At 71.4% G+C, this 19,507-nt stretch carries 16 protein-coding genes; 8 read left to right on the top strand and 8 right to left on the bottom strand.

All coding sequences use genetic code 11. From position 1 onward, the window contains the following. Window positions 1-29: 29 nt before the first annotated feature. Both AB0436_RS17845 and AB0436_RS17850 read left to right on the top strand, forming a co-directional pair. Window positions 30-1,730: a PucR family transcriptional regulator ligand-binding domain-containing protein gene (locus AB0436_RS17845; protein WP_366469110.1), complete on the top strand. Its 1,701-nt coding sequence runs from the start codon at window positions 30-32 to the stop codon at window positions 1,728-1,730. A 158-nt stretch (window positions 1,731-1,888) separates the two neighbouring features. After that, entirely contained in the window at window positions 1,889-2,659 is a 771-nt protein-coding gene (locus AB0436_RS17850) for a hypothetical protein (protein ID WP_366468828.1), read from the top strand. A gap of 22 nt (window positions 2,660-2,681) precedes the next feature. On the opposite strand, the gene AB0436_RS17855 is transcribed toward AB0436_RS17850, so the two are convergent. Beyond that, window positions 2,682-3,506, bottom strand: a complete 825-nt coding sequence (locus AB0436_RS17855; RefSeq protein ID WP_366468829.1) for a GntR family transcriptional regulator — start codon at window positions 3,504-3,506, stop codon at window positions 2,682-2,684. Window positions 3,507-3,624: 118 nt separating this feature from the next. Here AB0436_RS17855 and AB0436_RS17860 point away from each other — a divergent pair, with 118 nt between their 5' ends. From AB0436_RS17860 to AB0436_RS17870, 3 genes are all read left to right on the top strand, one after another. Then, window positions 3,625-4,476, top strand: a complete 852-nt coding sequence (locus AB0436_RS17860; protein WP_366468830.1) for a (2Fe-2S)-binding protein — start codon at window positions 3,625-3,627, stop codon at window positions 4,474-4,476. A 166-nt stretch (window positions 4,477-4,642) separates the two neighbouring features. Then, a complete protein-coding gene (locus AB0436_RS17865; protein WP_366468831.1) occupies window positions 4,643-5,671 on the top strand; it encodes a DUF2637 domain-containing protein in 1,029 nt (342 codons plus the stop codon). Between the two features lie 117 nt (window positions 5,672-5,788). After that, window positions 5,789-8,851, top strand: a complete 3,063-nt coding sequence (locus AB0436_RS17870) for a glycoside hydrolase family 38 C-terminal domain-containing protein (protein ID WP_366468832.1) — start codon at window positions 5,789-5,791, stop codon at window positions 8,849-8,851. A 45-nt stretch (window positions 8,852-8,896) separates the two neighbouring features. Here the strand turns inward: AB0436_RS17870 and AB0436_RS17875 are convergent, their stop codons facing one another. Both AB0436_RS17875 and AB0436_RS17880 read right to left on the bottom strand, forming a co-directional pair. Beyond that, on the bottom strand, window positions 8,897-10,639 hold the full coding sequence (locus AB0436_RS17875; protein ID WP_366468833.1) for a pyruvate dehydrogenase: 1,743 nt from the start codon (window positions 10,637-10,639) through the stop codon (window positions 8,897-8,899). 81 nt (window positions 10,640-10,720) lie between these two features. Continuing rightward, window positions 10,721-12,079, bottom strand: coding sequence for a protein phosphatase 2C domain-containing protein (locus AB0436_RS17880; RefSeq protein ID WP_366468834.1), 1,359 nt, complete (start codon window positions 12,077-12,079; stop codon window positions 10,721-10,723). Between the two features lie 203 nt (window positions 12,080-12,282). Here AB0436_RS17880 and AB0436_RS17885 point away from each other — a divergent pair, with 203 nt between their 5' ends. Together AB0436_RS17885 and AB0436_RS17890 are read left to right on the top strand one after the other, a co-directional pair. Next, window positions 12,283-12,765, top strand: coding sequence for a DUF456 domain-containing protein (locus AB0436_RS17885; RefSeq protein ID WP_366468835.1), 483 nt, complete (start codon window positions 12,283-12,285; stop codon window positions 12,763-12,765). Window positions 12,766-12,810: 45 nt separating this feature from the next. After that, the gene (locus AB0436_RS17890; RefSeq protein ID WP_366468836.1) at window positions 12,811-13,194 is read left to right on the top strand and encodes a PPOX class F420-dependent oxidoreductase; all 384 of its coding nucleotides are present in this window, start codon (window positions 12,811-12,813) and stop codon (window positions 13,192-13,194) included. Here the strand turns inward: AB0436_RS17890 and AB0436_RS17895 are convergent. The 4 genes from AB0436_RS17895 to AB0436_RS17910 form a co-directional block, all read right to left on the bottom strand. Beyond that, complete coding sequence (locus AB0436_RS17895) at window positions 13,191-14,558, bottom strand: AlkA N-terminal domain-containing protein (protein ID WP_366469111.1); 1,368 nt, start codon at window positions 14,556-14,558, stop codon at window positions 13,191-13,193. The genes AB0436_RS17890 and AB0436_RS17895 overlap by 4 nt on opposite strands. 115 nt (window positions 14,559-14,673) lie before the next feature. After that, window positions 14,674-15,798, bottom strand: a complete 1,125-nt coding sequence (gene rsgA, locus AB0436_RS17900) for a ribosome small subunit-dependent GTPase A (RefSeq protein WP_366468837.1) — start codon at window positions 15,796-15,798, stop codon at window positions 14,674-14,676. Between the two features lie 255 nt (window positions 15,799-16,053). After that, on the bottom strand, window positions 16,054-16,941 hold the full coding sequence (locus AB0436_RS17905) for a hypothetical protein (RefSeq protein ID WP_366468838.1): 888 nt from the start codon (window positions 16,939-16,941) through the stop codon (window positions 16,054-16,056). Next, window positions 16,938-17,561: an RNA polymerase sigma factor gene (locus AB0436_RS17910; RefSeq protein WP_366468839.1), complete on the bottom strand. Its 624-nt coding sequence runs from the start codon at window positions 17,559-17,561 to the stop codon at window positions 16,938-16,940. The genes AB0436_RS17905 and AB0436_RS17910 overlap by 4 nt, the downstream gene beginning before the upstream one ends. Window positions 17,562-17,827: 266 nt before the next feature. On the opposite strand from AB0436_RS17910, the gene AB0436_RS17915 reads away from it, so the two are divergent. Then, on the top strand, window positions 17,828-18,310 hold the full coding sequence (locus AB0436_RS17915) for a DUF1877 family protein (protein ID WP_366468840.1): 483 nt from the start codon (window positions 17,828-17,830) through the stop codon (window positions 18,308-18,310). A gap of 38 nt (window positions 18,311-18,348) precedes the next feature. Here AB0436_RS17915 and AB0436_RS17920 read toward each other — a convergent pair whose 3' ends face one another. Then, entirely contained in the window at window positions 18,349-19,332 is a 984-nt protein-coding gene (locus tag AB0436_RS17920) for a L,D-transpeptidase (RefSeq protein WP_366469112.1), read from the bottom strand. Window positions 19,333-19,507: the final 175 nt, after the last annotated feature.

The following is a 19,507-nucleotide window of genomic DNA, read 5'->3' on the forward strand; positions in this document are numbered from 1 at the left end:
ACCTGACTACACAGATCGGCGGCGACGAGATGCGGCTGCGCGCACTGCTCGACCACGACGCGCTGGGCCTGCGGCTGCTCGGCGGAGCGGACGAACTGGATCGCACCGTCCGCGGGGTGATGACCACCGATCTGCGCGATCCCAGCCGGTATCTCACCGGCGGGGAGCTCGTCCTGACCGGGCTCGCCTGGTATCGCACCGCCGAGGACTCGGAGCCCTTCGTACGGATCCTGGTGAGCGCCGGGGTCGCCGGACTCGCGGCCGGCGAAGCAGAGTTGGGGGATGTGCCGGAGGACCTGGCGGTGGCCTGCGCACGCCATCGGCTGCCGCTCTTCGCGGTGAACGAGTCGGTCGCCTTCGCCACCATCACCGAGTACGTGGTCCGCCAGGTGTCCGGCGAGCGGGCCGGGGACCTCGCCGCGGTCGTCGACCGGCACCGCAGGCTGATGACGTCCGGTCCGGCGGGTGGCGGCCCCGATGTGGTACTCGACCTGCTCACCACCGACCTCGATCTGCATGCCTGGGTACTCTCCCCCACCGGACGGCAGATCGCCGGCGCGGGCGCGCAGCTGCCGGCGGACGTGGGCGCGCTGCTGGCCGCCGAGCATCTCGCGGCCACCCGCACCGGACGCCGGGGGCCGCACCGGGTCACCGTCAAGGGCACCGCCTACTCGCTGTTCCCGGTCCGGGGACACGACCGGGGTAGCGATCGTGGCGCCGGCGCGACGGCGCAGGATGTGCGCCAGACCCTGCTCTCCGACTGGCTGCTCGCCGTGGAGGCGGACGCCGGTGACTGGCCGGCCGCGCGGCTGGACCTGCTGCAGGGTGTGACCCAGCTGATCGCGGTGGAACGCGACCGCCGGGACGCGGCCCGCACGGTACGGCGCAGACTCGCCCAGGAAGTGCTCGAACTGGTCCAGTCGGGCGCGGCGCCGCCCGAGATCGCGGCCCGGCTGCGGGTCGCCGCGCCGGTACTGCTGCCCGGTATCGGCTCGGCGCCGCGCTGGCAGGTCGTGGTAGCCCGGGTCGAATGGGACGAGCGGGACGGGGCGACCATCGACTCCGGGCCGGTCGCCCAGTCGTTGCTGGAGGAGATCCTGGTGGAGCAGTCGTTGCCGGACGGTACGACGGCCCCGGGCTCCCTCGACCGGATCGCGGTGGCCCGTACGGGTGAGGAGGCGATCGCGCTGGTACCGCTCGCGGCGCTGCCCTCCGAAGCCGGCGACACCGAGGCGGGACTGTACGCGGACGCGCTGCTCGGCGCGGTGCGCGAGCCGCTCTCGGCGGGCCTCGCCGACGACGGGCGGCTCACTCTGGGGCTCTCGGCCTCGGTGCACTCGGCCGACGGACTGCGCGGCGCGCTGGAGGAGGCCAGGCACGCCCGCCGGGTCGCCGCGGCCCGGCCGGGCCGGGTGTGCGCGGCGGGCCACCACGAGCTGGCCTCGCATGTGCTGCTGCTGCCTTTCGTGCCCGATGACGTACGCCGCGCTTTCACCGCCAGGCTGCTCGACCCGCTGCGCGACTACGACCAGCGCCACCGGGCCGAGCTCATCCCGACTCTGGAGGCGTTTCTGGACTGCGACGGCTCGTGGACCCGATGCGCCACCCGACTGCATCTGCACGTCAACACTCTGCGCTATCGGGTGGGCAGGATCGAGCAGCTGACGAGTCGTGACCTTTCGCGTCTCGAGGACAAGCTCGACTTCTTCCTGGCCCTGCGGATGAGCTGACTCCGGGGGCCGGGGGAACCGCTGGGCTCCCGCGACCACCAAGATTGTGAATTCATTCACCCGACCCCTTGGCCCGGCGTGCCATTCCATGCTGAGATGCGCGCAGACTCAACAGGCTCGCCGGCGCGCTAGGGGAGGGTGATGTGGCCTATACCGCCATGTCTGGTTCCGGAACGACAGCTCATGACGATCCTCCGCTCCAGACCGCGGTATGGCGGCTGCGCTCCCGCGGCTGCTGGGTGGACGCGGCCGCCGTGCTCGAACCACATGCGCGGCACGACGCCGAGGACGCGCTGCACCGGGCCGCGCTGCTGATCGAGCGGTGTCTCTACACCGAACGCGGCTGGACGGACGCGGAGGACGCGCTGCGTACCGCGGAGGCGTTGGCCCGCGACGACGAGGCACGGGGTGCCGCGGCCTGCGAGCGCGGCCAGCTCGCATACGCCGCCACGCTGCTGGGGGCCCGGGACCGGGCCGACGAGGCGCGGGCGGCGATGGGCAGGGCCGCGGCGCTGCTCGCTCCGGGAGCGCCGGGCAGGCCGCTGCTGGACTTCCGCCGGGGTCTGATCGCGCAGAACCTCGCCCATTCGGCCCAGTCGGCCCGAGCCGCTTTCCGCCGCGCCCATGCGGGGGCGACGGCGCACGGCCAGACGCTGCTGCTCTCCTGCACCTGGCGCCATCTGGCGTCGCTCGCGCTGCGCGAGGGGGAGCTGGCGGAAGCACGGCACGGCTTCGCCGAGTCGCTGCGGATTCGGGAGGAGCTCGGCTACCTGGTCGGCACGGCACCGGCCCTCGCCTCTCTCGCGGAGGCCGAGCCCGAGCCCGAGGCGAGCCGGCTGCGGGCCGAGGCGACACGGCTTTTCCGGCTGCTCGACGGGGTGCCGACCTGGCTGGCCTCCCAGCTGGCGCCGCCGGCAGCGGCGGTTTAGCCCGACCGGCGCACGCGGGGGCTCAGGCCGGCGCTCCGGTGAAGTGCTCGTGGACCAGGGACTGGACCACCAGGAGATCGCGGGCGATCAGGGCGTCGAGCAGGGCGGTGTGTTCCGCGGCGTCGGCCAGGAGGTCGGCACGGCGGGTGGCGGGGGCGCCGGCCGACGGCCACTGCGCGCGGCGGTGCAGGTCGTCGGCGACCTCGACCAGGCGCCGGTTACCGGAGAGGGAGAGCACCGCGCTGTGGAAGGCGCGGTCGGACTCGGCGTAACGCGCGCGGTCGCCGATCGCTGCGGCCGCCACCGAGGCGTCGGCCAGCGGCCGCAGTTCCGCCCAGTGCCGGGCCGGTACGGCACGGGCCAGCCGCAGCATGACCGGGACCTCGATCAGTGCGCGGACCTCGGCCAGCTCGGAGAGCTCGCGGGCACTGCGCTCGGCGACCCGGAAGCCACGATTGGGCATCACCTCGACGGCGCCCTCCAGGGCGAGTTGCTGCATCGCCTCGCGGACCGGCGTGGCGGAGACACCGAAGCGCTCGCCCAGCACCGGCGCCGAGTAGACCTCGCCGGGGACGAGGTCACCGCCGACCAGCGCGCCGCGCAGCGCGTCGAGGACCTGTCCGCGCACCGAGTGACGCTGCACCGCCCCGGCTGCGGGCGCGGGTCCCGGCAGGGCCGGCGCGGTCGGCTCGCTGTGCGTGTGCTCGCCGCGCGCCTGATCGCGCGCCTGATCGCACCGCAACCGGTCGGGAGGACCGCCCGGTGAGGGGACCCGGGTCTGCGCCGGGTCGGCCGGACGCACGGACGCGGCCGGCCGTGCGGCATCGCGTGCTGCGCCCTGTTCCACCGTGTCCTCCTTCTGGGTCCTGTCAGCACGATAGGCGGACGAGCCGCCAGTTCAAACATCAATCGGATCGGATAAGGTAAGCCTTACCTGCAAACGATCGTGATTCGGTGGTGCCTGCATGACCGTCCCCACCCTGCTGCGCAGCCCTGTCACTGCCGCTTACGAGCGGCTGTCCGAGGTCTTCCCCGGACTGTCCGTGACCGAATTGCCGGACTCCGAGCAGCTCCCGGCCTCCGACGGCTGGCTGCCGGCGGCGGGGCTTGCGGCAGGTGGCGAGGTGCTCGATGCCTTTCTCGGCTGGGACGACGCCCAGGTGCTGCGGGACTACGGACGCCGGGCCCGTCCCGACGTCATCGCCAGTTTCGGCTTCCACCGCTATGCCTGGCCCGCCTGTCTGCTGATCACCGTCCCCTGGTTTCTGCACCGCAGGGTGCCCCGCGTCCCCGTCGGCTCGGTCGCCTTCCTGCGCGACCAGGGCCGGATGGCGGTACGGATCGACGCGTTCGCCTGTCTGCCCGGCGATCCGGCGGCCGATCTGCCGGGGGCCCGGGCCGTACCGAACGAGGACGCGCTGCGCGCCGAGGTGCGGACGGCCGTCGCCGAGCATCTGGGCCCGGTGCTGGAGGGTTTCGGCCCGCGGATGCGACGGGGCAGGCGTGCCCTGTGGGGCATGGCGACCGACGAGGTCGTCGAGGGCCTCTGGTACCTCGCGCATCTGCTCGGCGAGGAGTCGCGCGGGATGACGGAGCTCGGGCAGCTGCTGCCGGGAGCCACCGCTCCCTTTGTCGGCACCGCGGGCTTCCGTGAGCTGGCCGGCCCACAGGGCCGGCCACTACCGACCCGCGACCGGGCGAGCTGCTGCCTCTTCTACACGCTGCGCCCCCAGGACACCTGTGTCACCTGTCCGCGCACCTGTGACGCCGACCGAGTCACCGCACTCAGCGCCGACACCCCTCGTTCGACTGACTGAATTCGAACTCGAACCGCCCTGTACGCAAGACAGTTCGAACCGATCGCACCTATCCGGTGCCCCTCCGACCACGTTGGCGTTCTCTTGCCCCGAAACCCCTTGTGGGTCAGGGATTGTGGGCCACTATGACGGCCGCAAGGCACTGACGCGATGCAAGGGACGCCGCATGCGACTGACCGACATATCTCTGGACTGGCTACTCCCCGCTGGCGTGATGATCGCGGGGGTCCTGGTCGCGGTGGCGGTGCTCGCGCGCGGCAGGCGCGCCGCTGACAAGGCCGCGACCGACGACTCATGGGAACGCAGCGAGGAACGCAGACGGCACAAGGAAGCGGTGTACGGCACCGCCTCGTATCTGCTGCTGTTCTGCTGTGCGGCGGTTGCCGCCGCGCTCTCCTTCCATGGCCTGGTCGGCTTCGGCCGGGAAAATCTCGACCTGTCGGGCGGCTGGGAGTACCTGGTGCCCTTCGGCCTGGACGGCGCAGCCATGTTCTGCTCGGTGCTCGCCGTGCGGGAGGCCAGCCACGGTGACGCGGCGCTCGGCTCCCGTCTGCTGGTGTGGACCTTCGCAGGGGCCGCCGCCTGGTTCAACTGGGTTCACGCGCCACGGGGACTCGACCACGCCGGCGCCCCGCAGTTCTTCGCGGGCATGTCGCTGTCGGCCGCGGTGCTCTTCGACCGTGCGCTGAAGCAGACCCGGGTGGCCGCGCTCCGCGAGCAGGGGCTGGTGCCGCGCCCGCTGCCGCAGATCCGGATCGTGCGGTGGCTGCGGGCCCCCAGGGAGACGTTCGGCGCCTGGTCGCTGATGCTGCTCGAAGGGGTGCGGACGCTGGACGAGGCCGTCGACGAGGTCCGGGACGACCGCCGGAAGAAGGAGCAGAACCGGCTGCTCAGGCGGGAACACGACAAGCTGGAACGGGCGCATCTCAAGGCCATCAACCGCCAGCACCGGTCCTTCGGCCGCAGCGGCCGACAGGTGGAGGCAGCGCCCGCGGTGACCGCGTCACAGGCAGCCGCGGAGCCCGCCATACCCGAGCCGGGACAACTGCCACTGCGCCCAAGGCCCTCCCTGCAGGCCGTAACCGGCCCTGAGCCGGCCTTCGTCGACCTGACAGCCGAGGACGACACTCAGGCGCTGCCGCGGCTGGACTCCCTGGAACGGAAGCTGAAGGATCTGGAGCAGCAGTTCGGCTGAGGCGGTTTCCGGACCGGCTGCGGCACGGCGGCCGGTCCGGAACAGGTGGGTACGGAGTGCTCCGCGGGGGAAGTGAAGCGGTGAACGTCTCGCCGAGCCGATCCTGTAGGAGCCGCGATGCACGACGACCGCGCGCTGGTCGATGGCCGCCTGGAGCGGGCCCTGCGCCAGTTCATCCGACCGGCGCAGTACGCGGACCGGGTCCCGCTCACGCTTTCCGTGTGGCATGTGCCGGGTGAACCGGTGCCCGTGGCAGAAGCACGGAAGGGGACGTACGAGCCCTTCGCGACGGGGACCCCGTGGGGCAGCCCCTGGTCCACCAGCTGGTTCCGTCTCGAGGGCGCTGTTCCCGACGCCTGGGCGGGCCGCCGGGTGGAGGCCGTCATCGACCCCGGCTTCACCGGGGACGGACCGGGGTTCCAGGCCGAGGGAATGGTGTACGACGCCCGGGGCATACCGCTCAAAGGCATCCATCCGCGCAACCGCCATGTACCCGTCGGGGCCCCGGCGTCCGGTGGTGAACAGGTGAGTCTGCTGCTGGAGGCGGCGGCCAATCCGGCGGTGCTGCACGACTACGAGCCGACCCTGCTCGGCGACGTGCTGACCGCAGGCGACCGGCCCCTCTACACCTTCGCGTCGGCGGAGCTGGCCGTCCTGGACGAGACCGTCTGGCATCTCGTGCTCGACATCGAGGTGCTCTCCGAACTGATGCGGGAGCTGCCCGCCGACCGGACCCGGCACCACGAGATCGTGCGTTCCCTGGAGGACATGCTCGACGCGCTGGACCTGCACGACGTGGCGGGCACGGCGGCCGCCGCACGGGCAGCGCTGGCCGGAACGCTGTCCCGGCCGGCGTCCGCGAGCGCGCACCGGATCTCCGCGGCCGGCCATGCTCATATCGACTCGGCCTGGCTGTGGCCGCTGCGCGAGACCGTACGGAAGGCGTCCCGCACCTTCGCCAATGTGACCGCGCTCGCCGCCGATTACCCGGAGCTGGTCTTCGCCTGCTCCCAGGCGCAGCAGTACACCTGGGTGAAGGAGCACCAGCCGCACATCTGGGAACGGATCAAGAAGGCGGTGGCGGACGGCAACTGGGCGCCGGTCGGCTCCATGTGGGTGGAGTCCGACGCCAACATGCCGGGCGGTGAGGCGCTGGCCCGGCAGATCGTGCACGGCCGCCGGTTCTTCGCCGAGGAGCTCGGCGTGCAGACCGAGGAGATCTGGCTGCCCGACTCCTTCGGCTACACGGCCGCCTTTCCCCAGCTGGCCAAGCTCGCGGGGATCAAATGGTTCCTCACCCAGAAGCTGTCCTGGAACCAGGCGAACAAGATGCCGCACCACACCTTTTGGTGGGAGGGCATCGACGGGACCCGGGTGTTCACGCACTTCCCGCCGGTCGACACCTACAACGCGCAGTTCCACGCACGGGAACTCGCCCACGCGGAGCAGAATTTCGCCGACAAGGGGCGCGCCACCCGCTCCCTGGTGCCGTTCGGATGGGGAGACGGCGGGGGCGGCCCGACCCGGGAGATGCTGGAGAAGGCGCGCAGGCTCCGGGACCTTGAGGGTTCGCCCCGGGTGGAGATCGAGAAGCCTTCGGCGTTCTTCACGGCCGCCGAGGAGGAGTACGGGCCGCAGGCCCCGGTCTGGTCCGGCGAGCTCTATCTGGAGCTGCACCGCGCGACGTACACCACCCAGGCGAAGACCAAGCAGGGCAACCGGCGCAGTGAACACCTGCTGCGGGAAGCGGAGTTGTGGGCGACCACCGCGGCCCTGAGGTTGCCGGACCAGCCCTATCCGTACGACACGCTGGACCGGATCTGGAAGACGGTGCTGCTGCACCAGTTCCATGACATCCTGCCGGGCTCGTCGATCGCCTGGGTGCACCGGGAGGCGCGGGACACCTACGCCCGGGTCCGGGAGGAGCTGGAGGCGATCATCGGTGACTCGGTGGCCGCGCTGGCCCGGACAGCCGGGGGCGGCGACCGTCCGATGGTTCTCAACGCCTCCCCGTACGGACGCAGCGAGGTGGTGCGGATCGAGGGGGGCGCGCTGGGCTTCGTGGACGTACCGCCGCTCGCCTCCGCCCCGGTCACCGACTCGGTCACCGGATCCCCGGTCACGGTGACCTGGGAGGCGGCCGGGATCGTGCTGGACAACGGCCTGCTGCGGGTGGTGGTCGACGGTGACGGGCTGCTGTCCTCGGTACGCGATCTGGCGGCCGGCCGCGAAGTGCTCGCCCCCGGCAGCCGCGGCAACCTCCTCCAGTTGCACCCCGACCACCCCAACCAGTGGGACGCCTGGGACATCGACCAGCACTACCGGCGCCGGCACACCGATCTCACCGACGCCGAATCCGTGGAGCTGGTCGAGGAGGGGCCGCTCCGGGCGGTGGTGCGGGTGGTGCGGACCTTCGGGAAGTCCCGTATCACCCAGGACCTGCTGCTCAGTGCGGCGAGCCCGCGCCTCGATGTCGTCACCGAGGTCGACTGGCAGGAGTCGGAGAAGGTCCTCAAGGCCGCGTTCCCGCTCGATGTGCATGCGGAACGCTCCACGGCGGAGATCCAGTTCGGGCATGTGCACCGGCCCACCCACACCAACACCAGCTGGGACGCGGCCCGTTTCGAGATCTGCGCGCACCGCTGGCTGCGGGTCGCCGAGCCGGGGTACGGGATCGCGGTGCTCAACGACTCGACGTACGGCCATGATGTGACCCGTGCCGAGCACCGGGACGGACTCGGCACGACCGTACGGCTCACCCTGCTGCGTGCTCCGCACAGCCCCGACCCGGAGACCGACCTCGGCAGCCACCGCTTCAGCTACGCCCTGTTGCCGGGGGCCGGGGTGACGCAGGCGGTCCGGGAAGGTCTGGCGCTCAACCTGCCGCTGCGGGCCGCCGCTGCGCCGGAGCTGACGCCGCTGGTCTCCACCGACCATCCCGCGCTCACCGTCGAGTCGGTGAAGCTCGCGGAGGACCGCAGCGGGGACGTGGTGGTGCGGCTCTACGAGTCGGCCGGCGGCCGGGCGGATGCCACGCTCCGGCTCGGCTTCCCGGTCGCGCGGGCGCAGATCACCGATCTGCTGGAGCGGCCGCTGCGGGACGCCCCGATCGGAGATGAAGGGCTCACCATCGGCCTGCGGCCCTTCCAGATCCTGACGCTCCGGCTCCGCCCGGCGTGACCGGCTCCGCCCGCCCCGGTGCTGTTGCCGGGGCGGGCGCATCCGTCACGGCCTGGGTACGTGCCGCAGGTTGGAGCGGGCCATCTGCACCATCCGGCCCACCCCGCCGGCCAGCACGATCTTGGACGCGGAGAGCGCGAAACCGGTGACCATGTCGGCACTGATCCTCGGCGGGATGGAGAGCGCGTTGGGGTCGGTGACCACATCCACCAGGGCGGGTCCCTTGTGCTTGAAGGCGTCCTTCAGCGCCCCGGCCAGCTGCTTGGGCTTCTCGACCCGTACGCCGAAGGCACCGGATGCCCGGGCGATGGCCGCGAAGTCGGGGTTGTGATTGTCGGTGCCGTACGACGGCAGACCGGCCACCAGCATCTCCAGATCGACCATGCCGAGGGAGGAGTTGTTGAAGAGGACGATCTTCACCGGCAGGTCGTACTGGACGAGGGTGAGGAAGTCACCCATCAGCATCGAGAAGCCACCGTCGCCGGACATCGAGACGACCTGCCGGTTCCGGTCGATGAACTGGGCTCCGATGGCCTGCGGCAGAGCATTGGCCATCGAGCCGTGGCTGAACGAACCGATCACCCGGCGACGTCCGTTGGGCGACAGGTAGCGCGCCGCCCAGACATTGCACATGCCGGTGTCCACGGTGAACACCGCGTCGTCGTCGGCGAGTTCGTCCAGAACCGAGGCCACGTACTCGGGGTGGATGGGGACGTGCGCCTCGACCTTGCGGGTGTATGCCTTGACCACCCCCTCGAGGGCGTCGGCGTGCTTCTTCAGCATCTTGTCGAGGAAGGTGCGGCTGGTCTTCGCGCGCACCCTGGGCATCAGCGCCAGCAACGTCTCGCGGACATCACCCCAGACGGCCAGATCCAGCTTGGTGCGCCTGCCGAGGTGTTCGGGACGGACGTCCACCTGGGCGATCTTGACATCATCGGGGAGGAAGGCGTTGTACGGGAAGTCGGTGCCCAGCAGGAGCAGCAGGTCGCACTCATGGGTCGCCTCGTACGCGGCGCCGTAACCGAGCAGCCCGCTCATCCCGACGTCGTACGGATTGTCGTACTGGATCCATTCCTTGCCGCGCAGCGCGTGGCCGACCGGAGATTTGATCCGCTCGGCGAACTCCATCACCTCGGCGTGGGCGCCCGCTGTCCCGCTGCCGCAGAAGAGCGTGACCCGGTCCGCCTCGTCGATCAGGCGGGCGAGCTTCTCGATCTCCGCCTCTCCCGGACGCACCGAGGGCCGCGCGGTGACCAGGGCGTGTTCGACACCTCTGGTGGGCGCCGGCGCGGCCGCGATGTCACCGGGGAGAGTGACCACACTGACACCGCTGCGGCCGACCGCGTGCTGGATGGCGGTCTGGAGCAGGCGGGGCATCTGCTGGGGGCTGGAGATCATCTCGCTGTAGTGGCTGCACTCCTGGAACAGCCGGTCGGGATGGGTCTCCTGGAAGTATCCGAGCCCGATCTCGCTGGAAGGGATGTGCGAGGCGAGGGCGAGCACCGGCGCCATCGAGCGGTGGGCGTCGAACAGGCCGTTGATCAGATGCAGATTCCCGGGACCGCAGGAACCGGCGCAGGCGGCGAGTTTTCCGGTGAGCTGGGCCTCGGCGCCGGCCGCGAAGGCGGCGGCCTCCTCGTGTCTCACCTGGATCCAGTCGATGGCGGGGTTGCGCCGGATGGCGTCCACGACGGGGTTCAGGCTGTCGCCGACGACGCCGTAGAGGCGCTGCACGCCGGCGCTGACGAGGATGTCGACGAACTGCTCAGCGACGTTCTGTTTGGCCATGGCTCCATCAACCCATGTCCGGAGCCGTTGCGCCCGCATTAGTACGCCTCTACATGAGGTACGCAGACATGAGGTGCGTCCCTATCGCTCCCAGACCGCGGCGGCCGTCCGGTCGTCCGCGTACCCCTTCACGCGCAACTGCGTGTCGGCCAGGAACGCGGCGAGGCCGGGGGGCTCGGCGGGCCCCCAGCGCCCGGCCAGTTCGTCGGCCAGCGCGGGCTCACCACGCAGCGGATCGGCGAGCCCGGCACTGCACAGCAGCAAGGTGTCCCCGGGGTGCGCCACGGACGCACGGAAGCGGAACGGTTCGCTGGGTGGCGGGGGCGGGCTCTCGACGTACGGGGACGGGGGTGTGGTGATGGCGAGGTCCATCGTCAGCCGGTCGCCTTCGGGGGTCTCGGCGGGTTCCGAGCCGAAGCCGACGACGGCCTCACCGGTGACCGCGGAGTGGGCCGGGAGCCGTGGCTCCAGATCGTGCCAGGCGCCGTCACGCAGACGGAAGAGTCCGCCGCCGCCGACCCCGAAGAAAACCCGGGTGCGGCACTCCGGGTCGCCGGAGAGCAACAGACAGCGCAGCGTGGCGGTGTAATCGTCCGGTGCCAGCCCGAGTTCGGCGGCGCGGGCCCGCAGCTTGCCGTAACCGCGTCCGGTGAGCCGGTGCAGACCTGATTTGAGGTCGCCCCTGCGGCCCGCCCTGATGTCCTCGGCGAGACGTAGCCGGCTGCGTCCGACGGCTCCGCCGATCCAGCGGCAGGCGTCCGCCGCCGCCAGATGGGCCCCGTCCGAGACGCGCGCACCGCTGGCCACGGCGACCAGCACCAGTGCGTCGGCGCCGCTGCCGAACCGGGCGGTGAGCAGGGCGTCGCGGCGGAGCTCACCGCGGTAGCGGGCGGAGTCGCCGCGCACCGATGCGGCCCGCAGGGTGTACGAGCCGTAGCTGGCGCCGTCCAGGACGGTGTCGGCGATCAGACCGCCGAGAGCGTCGGGATGCGCGGCGGGGAGTGCGGTGGGTTCGGCGTCGTAGGTGGGTGGGCCGTCACCCACATGGTCGACCGCGGGGCGCGGCGAGGGATCGTCACCGGTGGCCTGCTGAACCGGGGCGGACGCCGCTTCCGGCACGGGGGGCGGCGGGCTGTCCCGTGCGGCGCGGCGTACGGGCAGACCCGGGGGGAAGGTGCGGGGCGGCTGTTGCGTACCGGCGGGCGGCTCCCAGGGAGCACGCGCCCGGGGCACGGCGGGCGGCCGGGGGACTTCCTCCCCGAAGGCCGGTGCTCCGCCGGGCGGAGACTCCGGCACTGCGTTCACCGTGTCGGCCACGGAGTCGAACCGGTCGTCGAGGCTGTCGCCCGTGGCGGCGGCCCCCTGGTCCTCGGCGGTCTCGTCGTACAGCCGGCTCCACCAGTCGTCGTCGGCGGCCGGCCTCTCCCCCTGCTGACTCATGACCCTATTGTCCATCGATGCGGTGGTCCCGGTACAGGGCGCGCGATATTGGCCCCCGCGCCGTGGCTGCTATGTCGATCGCCCTCAACGCGGCTCTCCGTCGCGGCAGTTGCGGCCCGGTCCTGTACGCCGGTCGTTGCCTGCAGTTGCAGCAGGTCGGACGCCGTGCTGCGGGACCCGGCCGCTTCCGGCACGCTGGGCAGATGAGTGCGTGGCAGCTGCTCGCGGTGGGCCTGGTGATGCTGCTGGGACTGATCGGGGTGCTGATTCCCGGGGTGCCGGGCCAGGCGATCGTCTGGGCGGCGGTGGCCTGGTGGGCGCTGACCGACGCCACCGGCCTGGCCTGGGGCGTACTGGCCGGTGCCACCGCCGTACTGCTGCTGAGCCAGGCTCTGCGCCTGCTGCTCGCCCGGCGGCCCCGGCAATCCGGGGCGCCGCGCCGGACCGTTCACATCGGCGGGGCGGCCGGGATCGTCGGCTTCTTCGTGGTGCCGGTGGTGGGCGGCATCGCCGGGTTCGTCGGCGGGATCTATCTGGCGGAACGAGCGCGGCTCGGCAGCCACCGCGCCGGCCGCGCGTCCACTCGGACCATCATGCGTGGCATCGGTACCTCGCTGCTGGTCCGGCTCTTCGCCGCGCTGCTGGTCGTGGGCGGCTGGCTGGGTGTGGTGTTCCGGGGTTACTGACCCGAACCCGGCGACGGGGGCACCTCCCTGCGCGATGCTGGGTCCATGAGCGAATTCACCGAGGCCGAGCGCGAATATCTCGCCACCCAGCGTGTGGGACGGCTGGCGACGGTCGACCCGCGGGGGCAGCCGCAGGCCAATCCGGTCGGTTTCTTCCCGCAGCCGGACGGCACCATCCTGATCGGCGGCTACGCCCTGGGGACGACCAAGAAGTGGCGCAACCTGCAGGCCAATCCCAAGGTCGCGCTGGTCGTCGACGATGTGGTGAGCGTGCGGCCGTGGAAGGTGCGCGGGGTGGACATCAGGGGCGAGGCCGAGCTGCTGACCGGCCCGCACGATCTGGGCCCGCACTTCAGCGAGGAGCTGATCCGAATCAAGCCGCAGAAGATCCACAGCTGGGGGCTCGACCCGGACCGGGCATCGGGCTAAGCAGCAACTGGAGACCTGGGAGAGTGCTGCGGGTTGCCCGTCGGCGGCCGGTCGTCCAGCCAGATGTGCCGCACGGCGTACGACCTCCAGGGGCGCCAGCTGTCGGTTTCCGTCTCCCCCACCGGGGCCACGTCGGGATCCCCCAGCGCACGCATCCGGATCAGCGCCGCCGCGACCGGGGTCATGCCGGGCAGGGCGAAAAGTGCCCGCTCGGTGTCGTCCCGGTCGGCGCCGGGATCGAGCCGTACGTCGGCCACCGCGCCCAGTGACGGCTCGTCCGCCAGCAGGTCGGCCGGCGCGGGGAAGAGGTGGGTGAGGCCGCCGCACGGCTGGTCGAGCGGCGTCCCGTACCGCTCCGCGAGCCATTCGGACTTCGCCCGGCCGGCCAGCGCCCGTACCGCGAACTCCTCGGGCTCCGCGGCGCCGGGCGAGCGCAGCCCCGGCCGGCGGGAGACCAGTGGGGCGAGGCGGGGATCCGCGGAAAGCCGTTCGTCGATGGCCCGGGGATCGGCGTCGAGATCGAAGAGACGCCGCAGACGTTGCACCGCGGTGGTGAGGTCGCGCAGGTCGGTCAGCTGGATCCGGGCGTCCAGCCAGCGACCGGCGGACCGCTCGGCCACGGCGACGATGCCGGAGCCGTAGGGCAGCCGCAGGGTGCGCCGGTACGTACGGGCGCCGGACACGCCCAGCATTTCCTCGACGCGCGGGATGGCTTCCCTGGCGAGCAGATCGAAGACCTCACGCGCCGCATAGGGTCCGCGGTAAGCGAGCCGCAGCGGGATACCGGCCGTGTCGCGCGCGACGGGCACCGCGGCTTCGGCGCGGAGTTGGCTGGGGGTGCGGGCGTAGATCTGCCGGATGGTGTCGTTGAACTGCCGCACGCTGGCGAACCCGGACGCGAAGGCGATCTCGGTGACCGGCAGGCCGGTGGTCTGCAGCAGCACGCGTGCGGTGTGCGCGCGCTGTGCCCGCGCGAGAGCCACCGGTCCGGCCCCGAGTTCGGCGGTGAGCTGTCGCTGCACCTGCCGGGTGCTGTATCCGAGCCGGAGGGCCAGGCCCGGCACCCCTTCACGGTCCACCACCCCGTCACTGATCATGCGCATCGCCCGCCCCACCGCGTCGGCACGCACGTTCCACGCGGACGAGCCGGGCACCGCGTCCGGCCGGCAGCGGCGGCAGGCCCGGAACCCTTGTCCCTGGGCCGCCGCCGCGGTCGGATAGAAGAAGACGTTGTGGCGCTTGGCGGTCACTGCCGGGCAGCTCGGCCGACAGTAGATCCCCGTGGTGCGCACCCCGAAGAAGAACTCGCCGTCGAAGCGTGCGTCCCGGCTGCGCACCGCTCGGTAAGCGGTCTCGTCATCCATCACAGGACCAGTGTGCGTCCGGGTCCGGTCGTGGGCCAGCGGGATTCGGACAACCAGCTGCTCGGCGGCCGCCGGTTGCCTGTTCGGTCGGCCGGCTGCCCGTTCGGGCCGGGTTTCAGGAGCGGCGGGTCCTGCCGCGCTTGGCCTCCATGTTCGCCCGGCCCTCCGCTCCCTTCATCTTCCAGTCACGCCGGATCTCGGCGCGCAGCCTGGCGTCCGTCTTGGCGATGATGCGCTGGTTCTCGCGCAACAGCTTGCGATAGCTCTCGAGCCGGCGAACCGGCAGCGAGCCGTCCTCGATCGCCGCGAGCACCGCGCATCCCGGCTCGGCCTCATGCGCGCAGTCGTGAAAACGGCACTCCCCGGCGAGCACGTCGATCTCCGAGAAGACCTGGCCGACTCCGCTCGATGCGTCCCAGAGCCCGACGCCGCGCAGTCCCGGCGTGTCGATGAGCACGCCTCCGCCGGGCAGCACCAGCAGATTGCGGGTGGTCGTGGTGTGCCGGCCCTTGCCGTCGATGTCACGGACGGCCTGCACCTCCATGACGTCCGCCCCGATGAGGGCGTTGGCCAGGGTGGACTTGCCCGCGCCGGAGACGCCGAGCAGCACGCTGGTGCCGTCCGCCACGATGGCGGCGAGGACGTCGATGCCCTCGCCGGTGGCCGAGCTGACGGGCACCACCTGAACGCCGGGCGCCGCGCTCTCGGCATCCGCGACCAGATAGGAGAGCCCGGTGGCGTCCGGGACCAGATCCGCCTTGGAGAGGACGATCAGCGGTTCGGCGCCGGACTCCCACGCCAGCGCGAGGAAGCGCTCGATCCGGCCGAGGTCGAGCTCGACGGACAACGGCACCGCGATGATCGCGTGATCGACGTTGGCCGCGAGCACCTGTCCCTCGGAGCGCTTCGAGGATGTCGACCGGACGAATGCGGTGCGGCGCGGCAGGAGTGTCCGGACGAACTGCGGATCGCCGGCCGGATCGACAGCCGCCCAGTCACCGGTGCACACCACCCGCATCGGGTCGCGCGGCACGACGTACTCGGTGTCGGCCCGTACGGTGCCCGCCGGGGTGACGACATCGCAGAGGCCGCGGTCGACCCGTACGACCCGGCCGGGCAGCAGCCCCTGCTCGGCGTACGGAAGGAACTCCGCCTCCCAGCGCTCGTCCCAGCCGTAGCGGGACAGCGGGTGCGGAGCAGCGGAGGTCGAAGGGGAGGAGGACAGGAACGAGGAAGACAAGGGGTGACCCTTCACATGGGCGGACCCCGGCGGCGCGCTGACCACGCGCGGAAGTTGAGTGAGTGTCAGCCGGAGACCACAGGGGTGGAAAAGAGGAAGTTCTGCAAGCGGGCAGCGCCCGTCACCATGACCGTCATCAATGTCCTCACCTCCTGCTTCCTCGACGAACCGACGTGTCTTCCGTCCGCAAGCGGCGCTCGGCCGCGTCCGGGAACGTGGAGACTCTAGCCCCGCCCGGCGGCCGGTGCCAGCGATTTACCGGGCGTCCGACAGGCGTCCACTCCGGCCCTGTTCGCCCTTTCCCTGTGCCCCATTGCCGTGTGCCCCAGTGCCCTGCGCCCCAGTGCCCTGCGCCCCCTTGCCCTGGGCGGCCTTGCCCTGGGCGGCCTTGCCGTGCGTGGCGTTGTCCTGGGGGGCCTTGCCGTTCGCTCCGCCGTTGCTCTGCGCCCTGGCGTGCTTCTCCGCTTCCTGCGCCGCCTTGGCGCCGTGCCCCTGCGATACCCCCGGTCCGGTCGGCGGGGCGGAAGCTCCGGCGGCCGGAAAAAGGAGGTGGGCGCAGTACGTGTCCACCGAAGCCGGTCCGCCTGCCGCTGCCACCAGGCGGCCGTAGGCAGCTCCGTGCCGGGTCCGGTTCCCGTGCAGCAGCGCCTTGCACAGCCCGGCCTCGGCAGGGCCGGGTGCCGTCGCGGGCGGGGTCGTCGGCACGGGCCGGTGCGGACGTGCCGACTGGGCCGGGGTTTCCGCGGTGGTTGCCGCCGGCCCGGGACCGGTGGCCTTGGGGACATGGTCGGGCGGGTGGGCGGGGTCGGTGTGCCGGTGGAAGGGCTGAGGAAGCGATCCCGTTCCGGCGGCCAGTGCCACCCCGCCCACTACGACGCCGGCGAACAGGGCACCGAGGACGGCTCGGACCGGCAGGCCGGCGCCGCGGCGCCGACGGGCCGGGCGCCAGTCGTCGCGTCGGCGCCGCGGGCCGTCGTCGTCGGCGGCGGCGGCGGCGGCGGCGATGCGAGCCTCCCGGTACGCGGATACGGCCGCATCCTCGCCGAGCTGCCCCGCCGCTCCCTCGCGGCACAACGCGGCGGCGAAAGCTTCCAACTCGGGTGCCGGGCAATCCTCCGCAGCCCACTTGTCTTCGCGTCTCATGTCTCGTTCCTCTGCGTCCGGAGCGCCCCGGCCGTCACTCCCGCCGCGCCTGCCCCGAGCTTCGCTGCCAGTTGCTTGAGTCCCCGGTGCGATGCCATCCGTACCGCCCCCGTCCGCTTGCCCAGCACTCGAGCCGTGGCGGGGCCGTCCAGTCCGACCACCACCCGCAGGAGCACCGCCTCGGCCTGGTCCTGCGGCAGCGTGGCGATGGCCGCCAGCGCCCGGCGGGTGGACAGGTTGTCCAGCGCGTCCGCCGCGGTGTCCTGGCCGCCGGGGAGTTCCAGCACGTCCTGTTCGATGAGCGCGGTGCGCGGTCTGCGCCGGTTGCGGCGGAGATGGTCCAGCGCCCGGTGGCGGGCGATGGTCGCCGTCCAGCCACGGAAACCCGCTCCGTCACCGCGGAATCGCCACAGGTCGCGCGCGATCTCCAGCCAGGCATCGGATGCCACATCCTCCGCCTCCTCCCCCACGAGTCCTCGTAGGTAACCGAGAAGTCCCGGGTGCACCAGCCGGTAGGCGGCAGCGAAGGAGCTTTCATCGCCTCGCTGCGCACACGCGACAGCGAGGGTCAGTTCCGCGTCGCGGTCCGGCGCGTCACGCTGTTCCCCGCCTCGGATCACACTTCCCTCTTCGTGCCCGGCCTCTTCGTGCCCGGTCTTCTGGCTGCCCGGACTATTGCACCCCGCCCCGTCAGCGACGTCCCAGGAGCCTAATCCACCGCCGCCGGGTCCCGCCCCGGTGGACCGCAGTGACGTTTCGCTCCGGGAACACGCTGGATATGCCAGAAGCGCCCCGGAACGGCGCGCCGTACGTGGAATCGTCTGAGGGGTGGGGCAATGAGTCCGCGCACATCATCCGAACAGTGGTCGCTGAGGGGGGACCTCCGGTGAGCCGTGCCTATCATCTGCGGTCGGTGTCCGCTGCCGCGCTCACGTATGACCCCGACTGGCTGGCCGCCCAATTCGCGGACGACTGGGACGATTTACAGTCACTGTGCGCAGTGCATCTGGCGGGCGTACTGCAGCAGGACTTCGCCGATGTGGACCGGCTCTACACGGCGCCCGGCCAGGACCGTGCGGGCAGCCTGCCGGTGCTCGGCGGCCGCACGGTCCCGCACCATGACGGCCGGCTGCCGCCGTTCGCCGTCCTCACCCCGCCGGGAGTGAAGGAGGCCGCAGCCTTTCTGATCGGCGTCTCCTTCGACTCGCTGTGGCAGGCGGTCCGCACCGAGCTCACCGCCCCCTACGGCTCGCGGGTCCCCGAGTCGGAGGTGCGCGAGCACTTCTCGCGCACCCACGAGGGCCTCGCCGGCTTCTACGCGCGCGCCGCGCACGAGGAGCGCTCCGTCGTGAAGTGGCTGCTGTTGTGAGCGACGGCCCGACGGGGCAAAGCTTGCCGGGAGCGGCGCTAGAGAGTCCCCGCCGTCTGCTGGGCCCCCGTCGCGCTGCCCTGCAGCCACTTCGACCAGGTCAGGTTGAACGCCGCGTAGCCGTTGTCCCCGTCGGCCTTGCCGCGCGGCGACCCGGTGATGGTGACGGGGTCGCCCTGCTTGACGAAGTCGTAGAACCACTTGGAGTCGGCCAGCGACAGGTGGACACAGCCGTGTGAACCGTAGCTGTGGCCCGGGTAGGGGTCTCCGGTGGAGTAGTGGATGTAGGTGCCGGAGTTGGTGAGGTGCACGTCCCAGGGCAGGGTCAGATCGTAGAAGTTCGGGCTGCCCTTGGTGCAGCTGATGTGGACGCTGCAGGAGGTCATATGGACCTCACGCGCCTTGTCCATCACTGCCATGGTGCCGTCCCAGGACGGGAAGCTCGGGCTGCCCGCGTCGATGGGCAGGGTCCGCACCAGCTTGCCGTCGCGCATCACCTTCATCGAGTGGCCCGGCACCGAAGCGGTGACCTCCACGTCGTCGCCGATCGTGAAGGTGTGCTGGTAACCATGGGTGCCGTAACGGCCGTTGCCGTTGCTCACATCCTTCAGGTCGGCGTCCAGCTTCACCTTGGTGCCGGGCTTCCAGTAGTCCTTGGGCCGCCAGTCCACCCGCTGGCTGCTGAACCAGTGCCAGGCTCCGGTGACCGGTGCCGAAGAGGTCACCTTGAGATGCTTCTCGATCGTGGAACGGGCCGATGTGCCCACCGGATTGCTGAAAACCACCGAAATCGGCATGGCCACCCCGACGGTGGCACCGGACTTGGGTGCGATCGAATCCAGCAGCATCGGCGGTCCTGCCGGGTGCGTCGGCTCGGGGTGCGCGCTCGCCTTCGCTTTCACGGAAGCTTTCGCGCCGGTGGGCGTCCCCGTGGCCGCTGCGTTCCCCCCGCAGGCACTCGTGCCGGCCAGCAGCGCGCCGACCACCCATGCGATTCCTATGCTGCCCCTGACCCCGCCCATGCCCATGCTCCGCTCAATCACTTCCGAAAGCCAACATCCCTAGAGACAAGGGCGCCGCAGTGACGGTTGCACCGCTTGTGTAAAGCGCAGACCAAGTCTGTTGTGCCAGGAAACGGAATCCGAAAGCCCGGTCTCCTGCAGACATCACCCCCGAGGAATCGGACACACGCATGGA

Source organism: Streptomyces sp. NPDC051322 (genome assembly GCF_040689485.1).
Classification (GTDB): Bacteria; Actinomycetota; Actinomycetes; order Streptomycetales; family Streptomycetaceae; genus Streptomyces.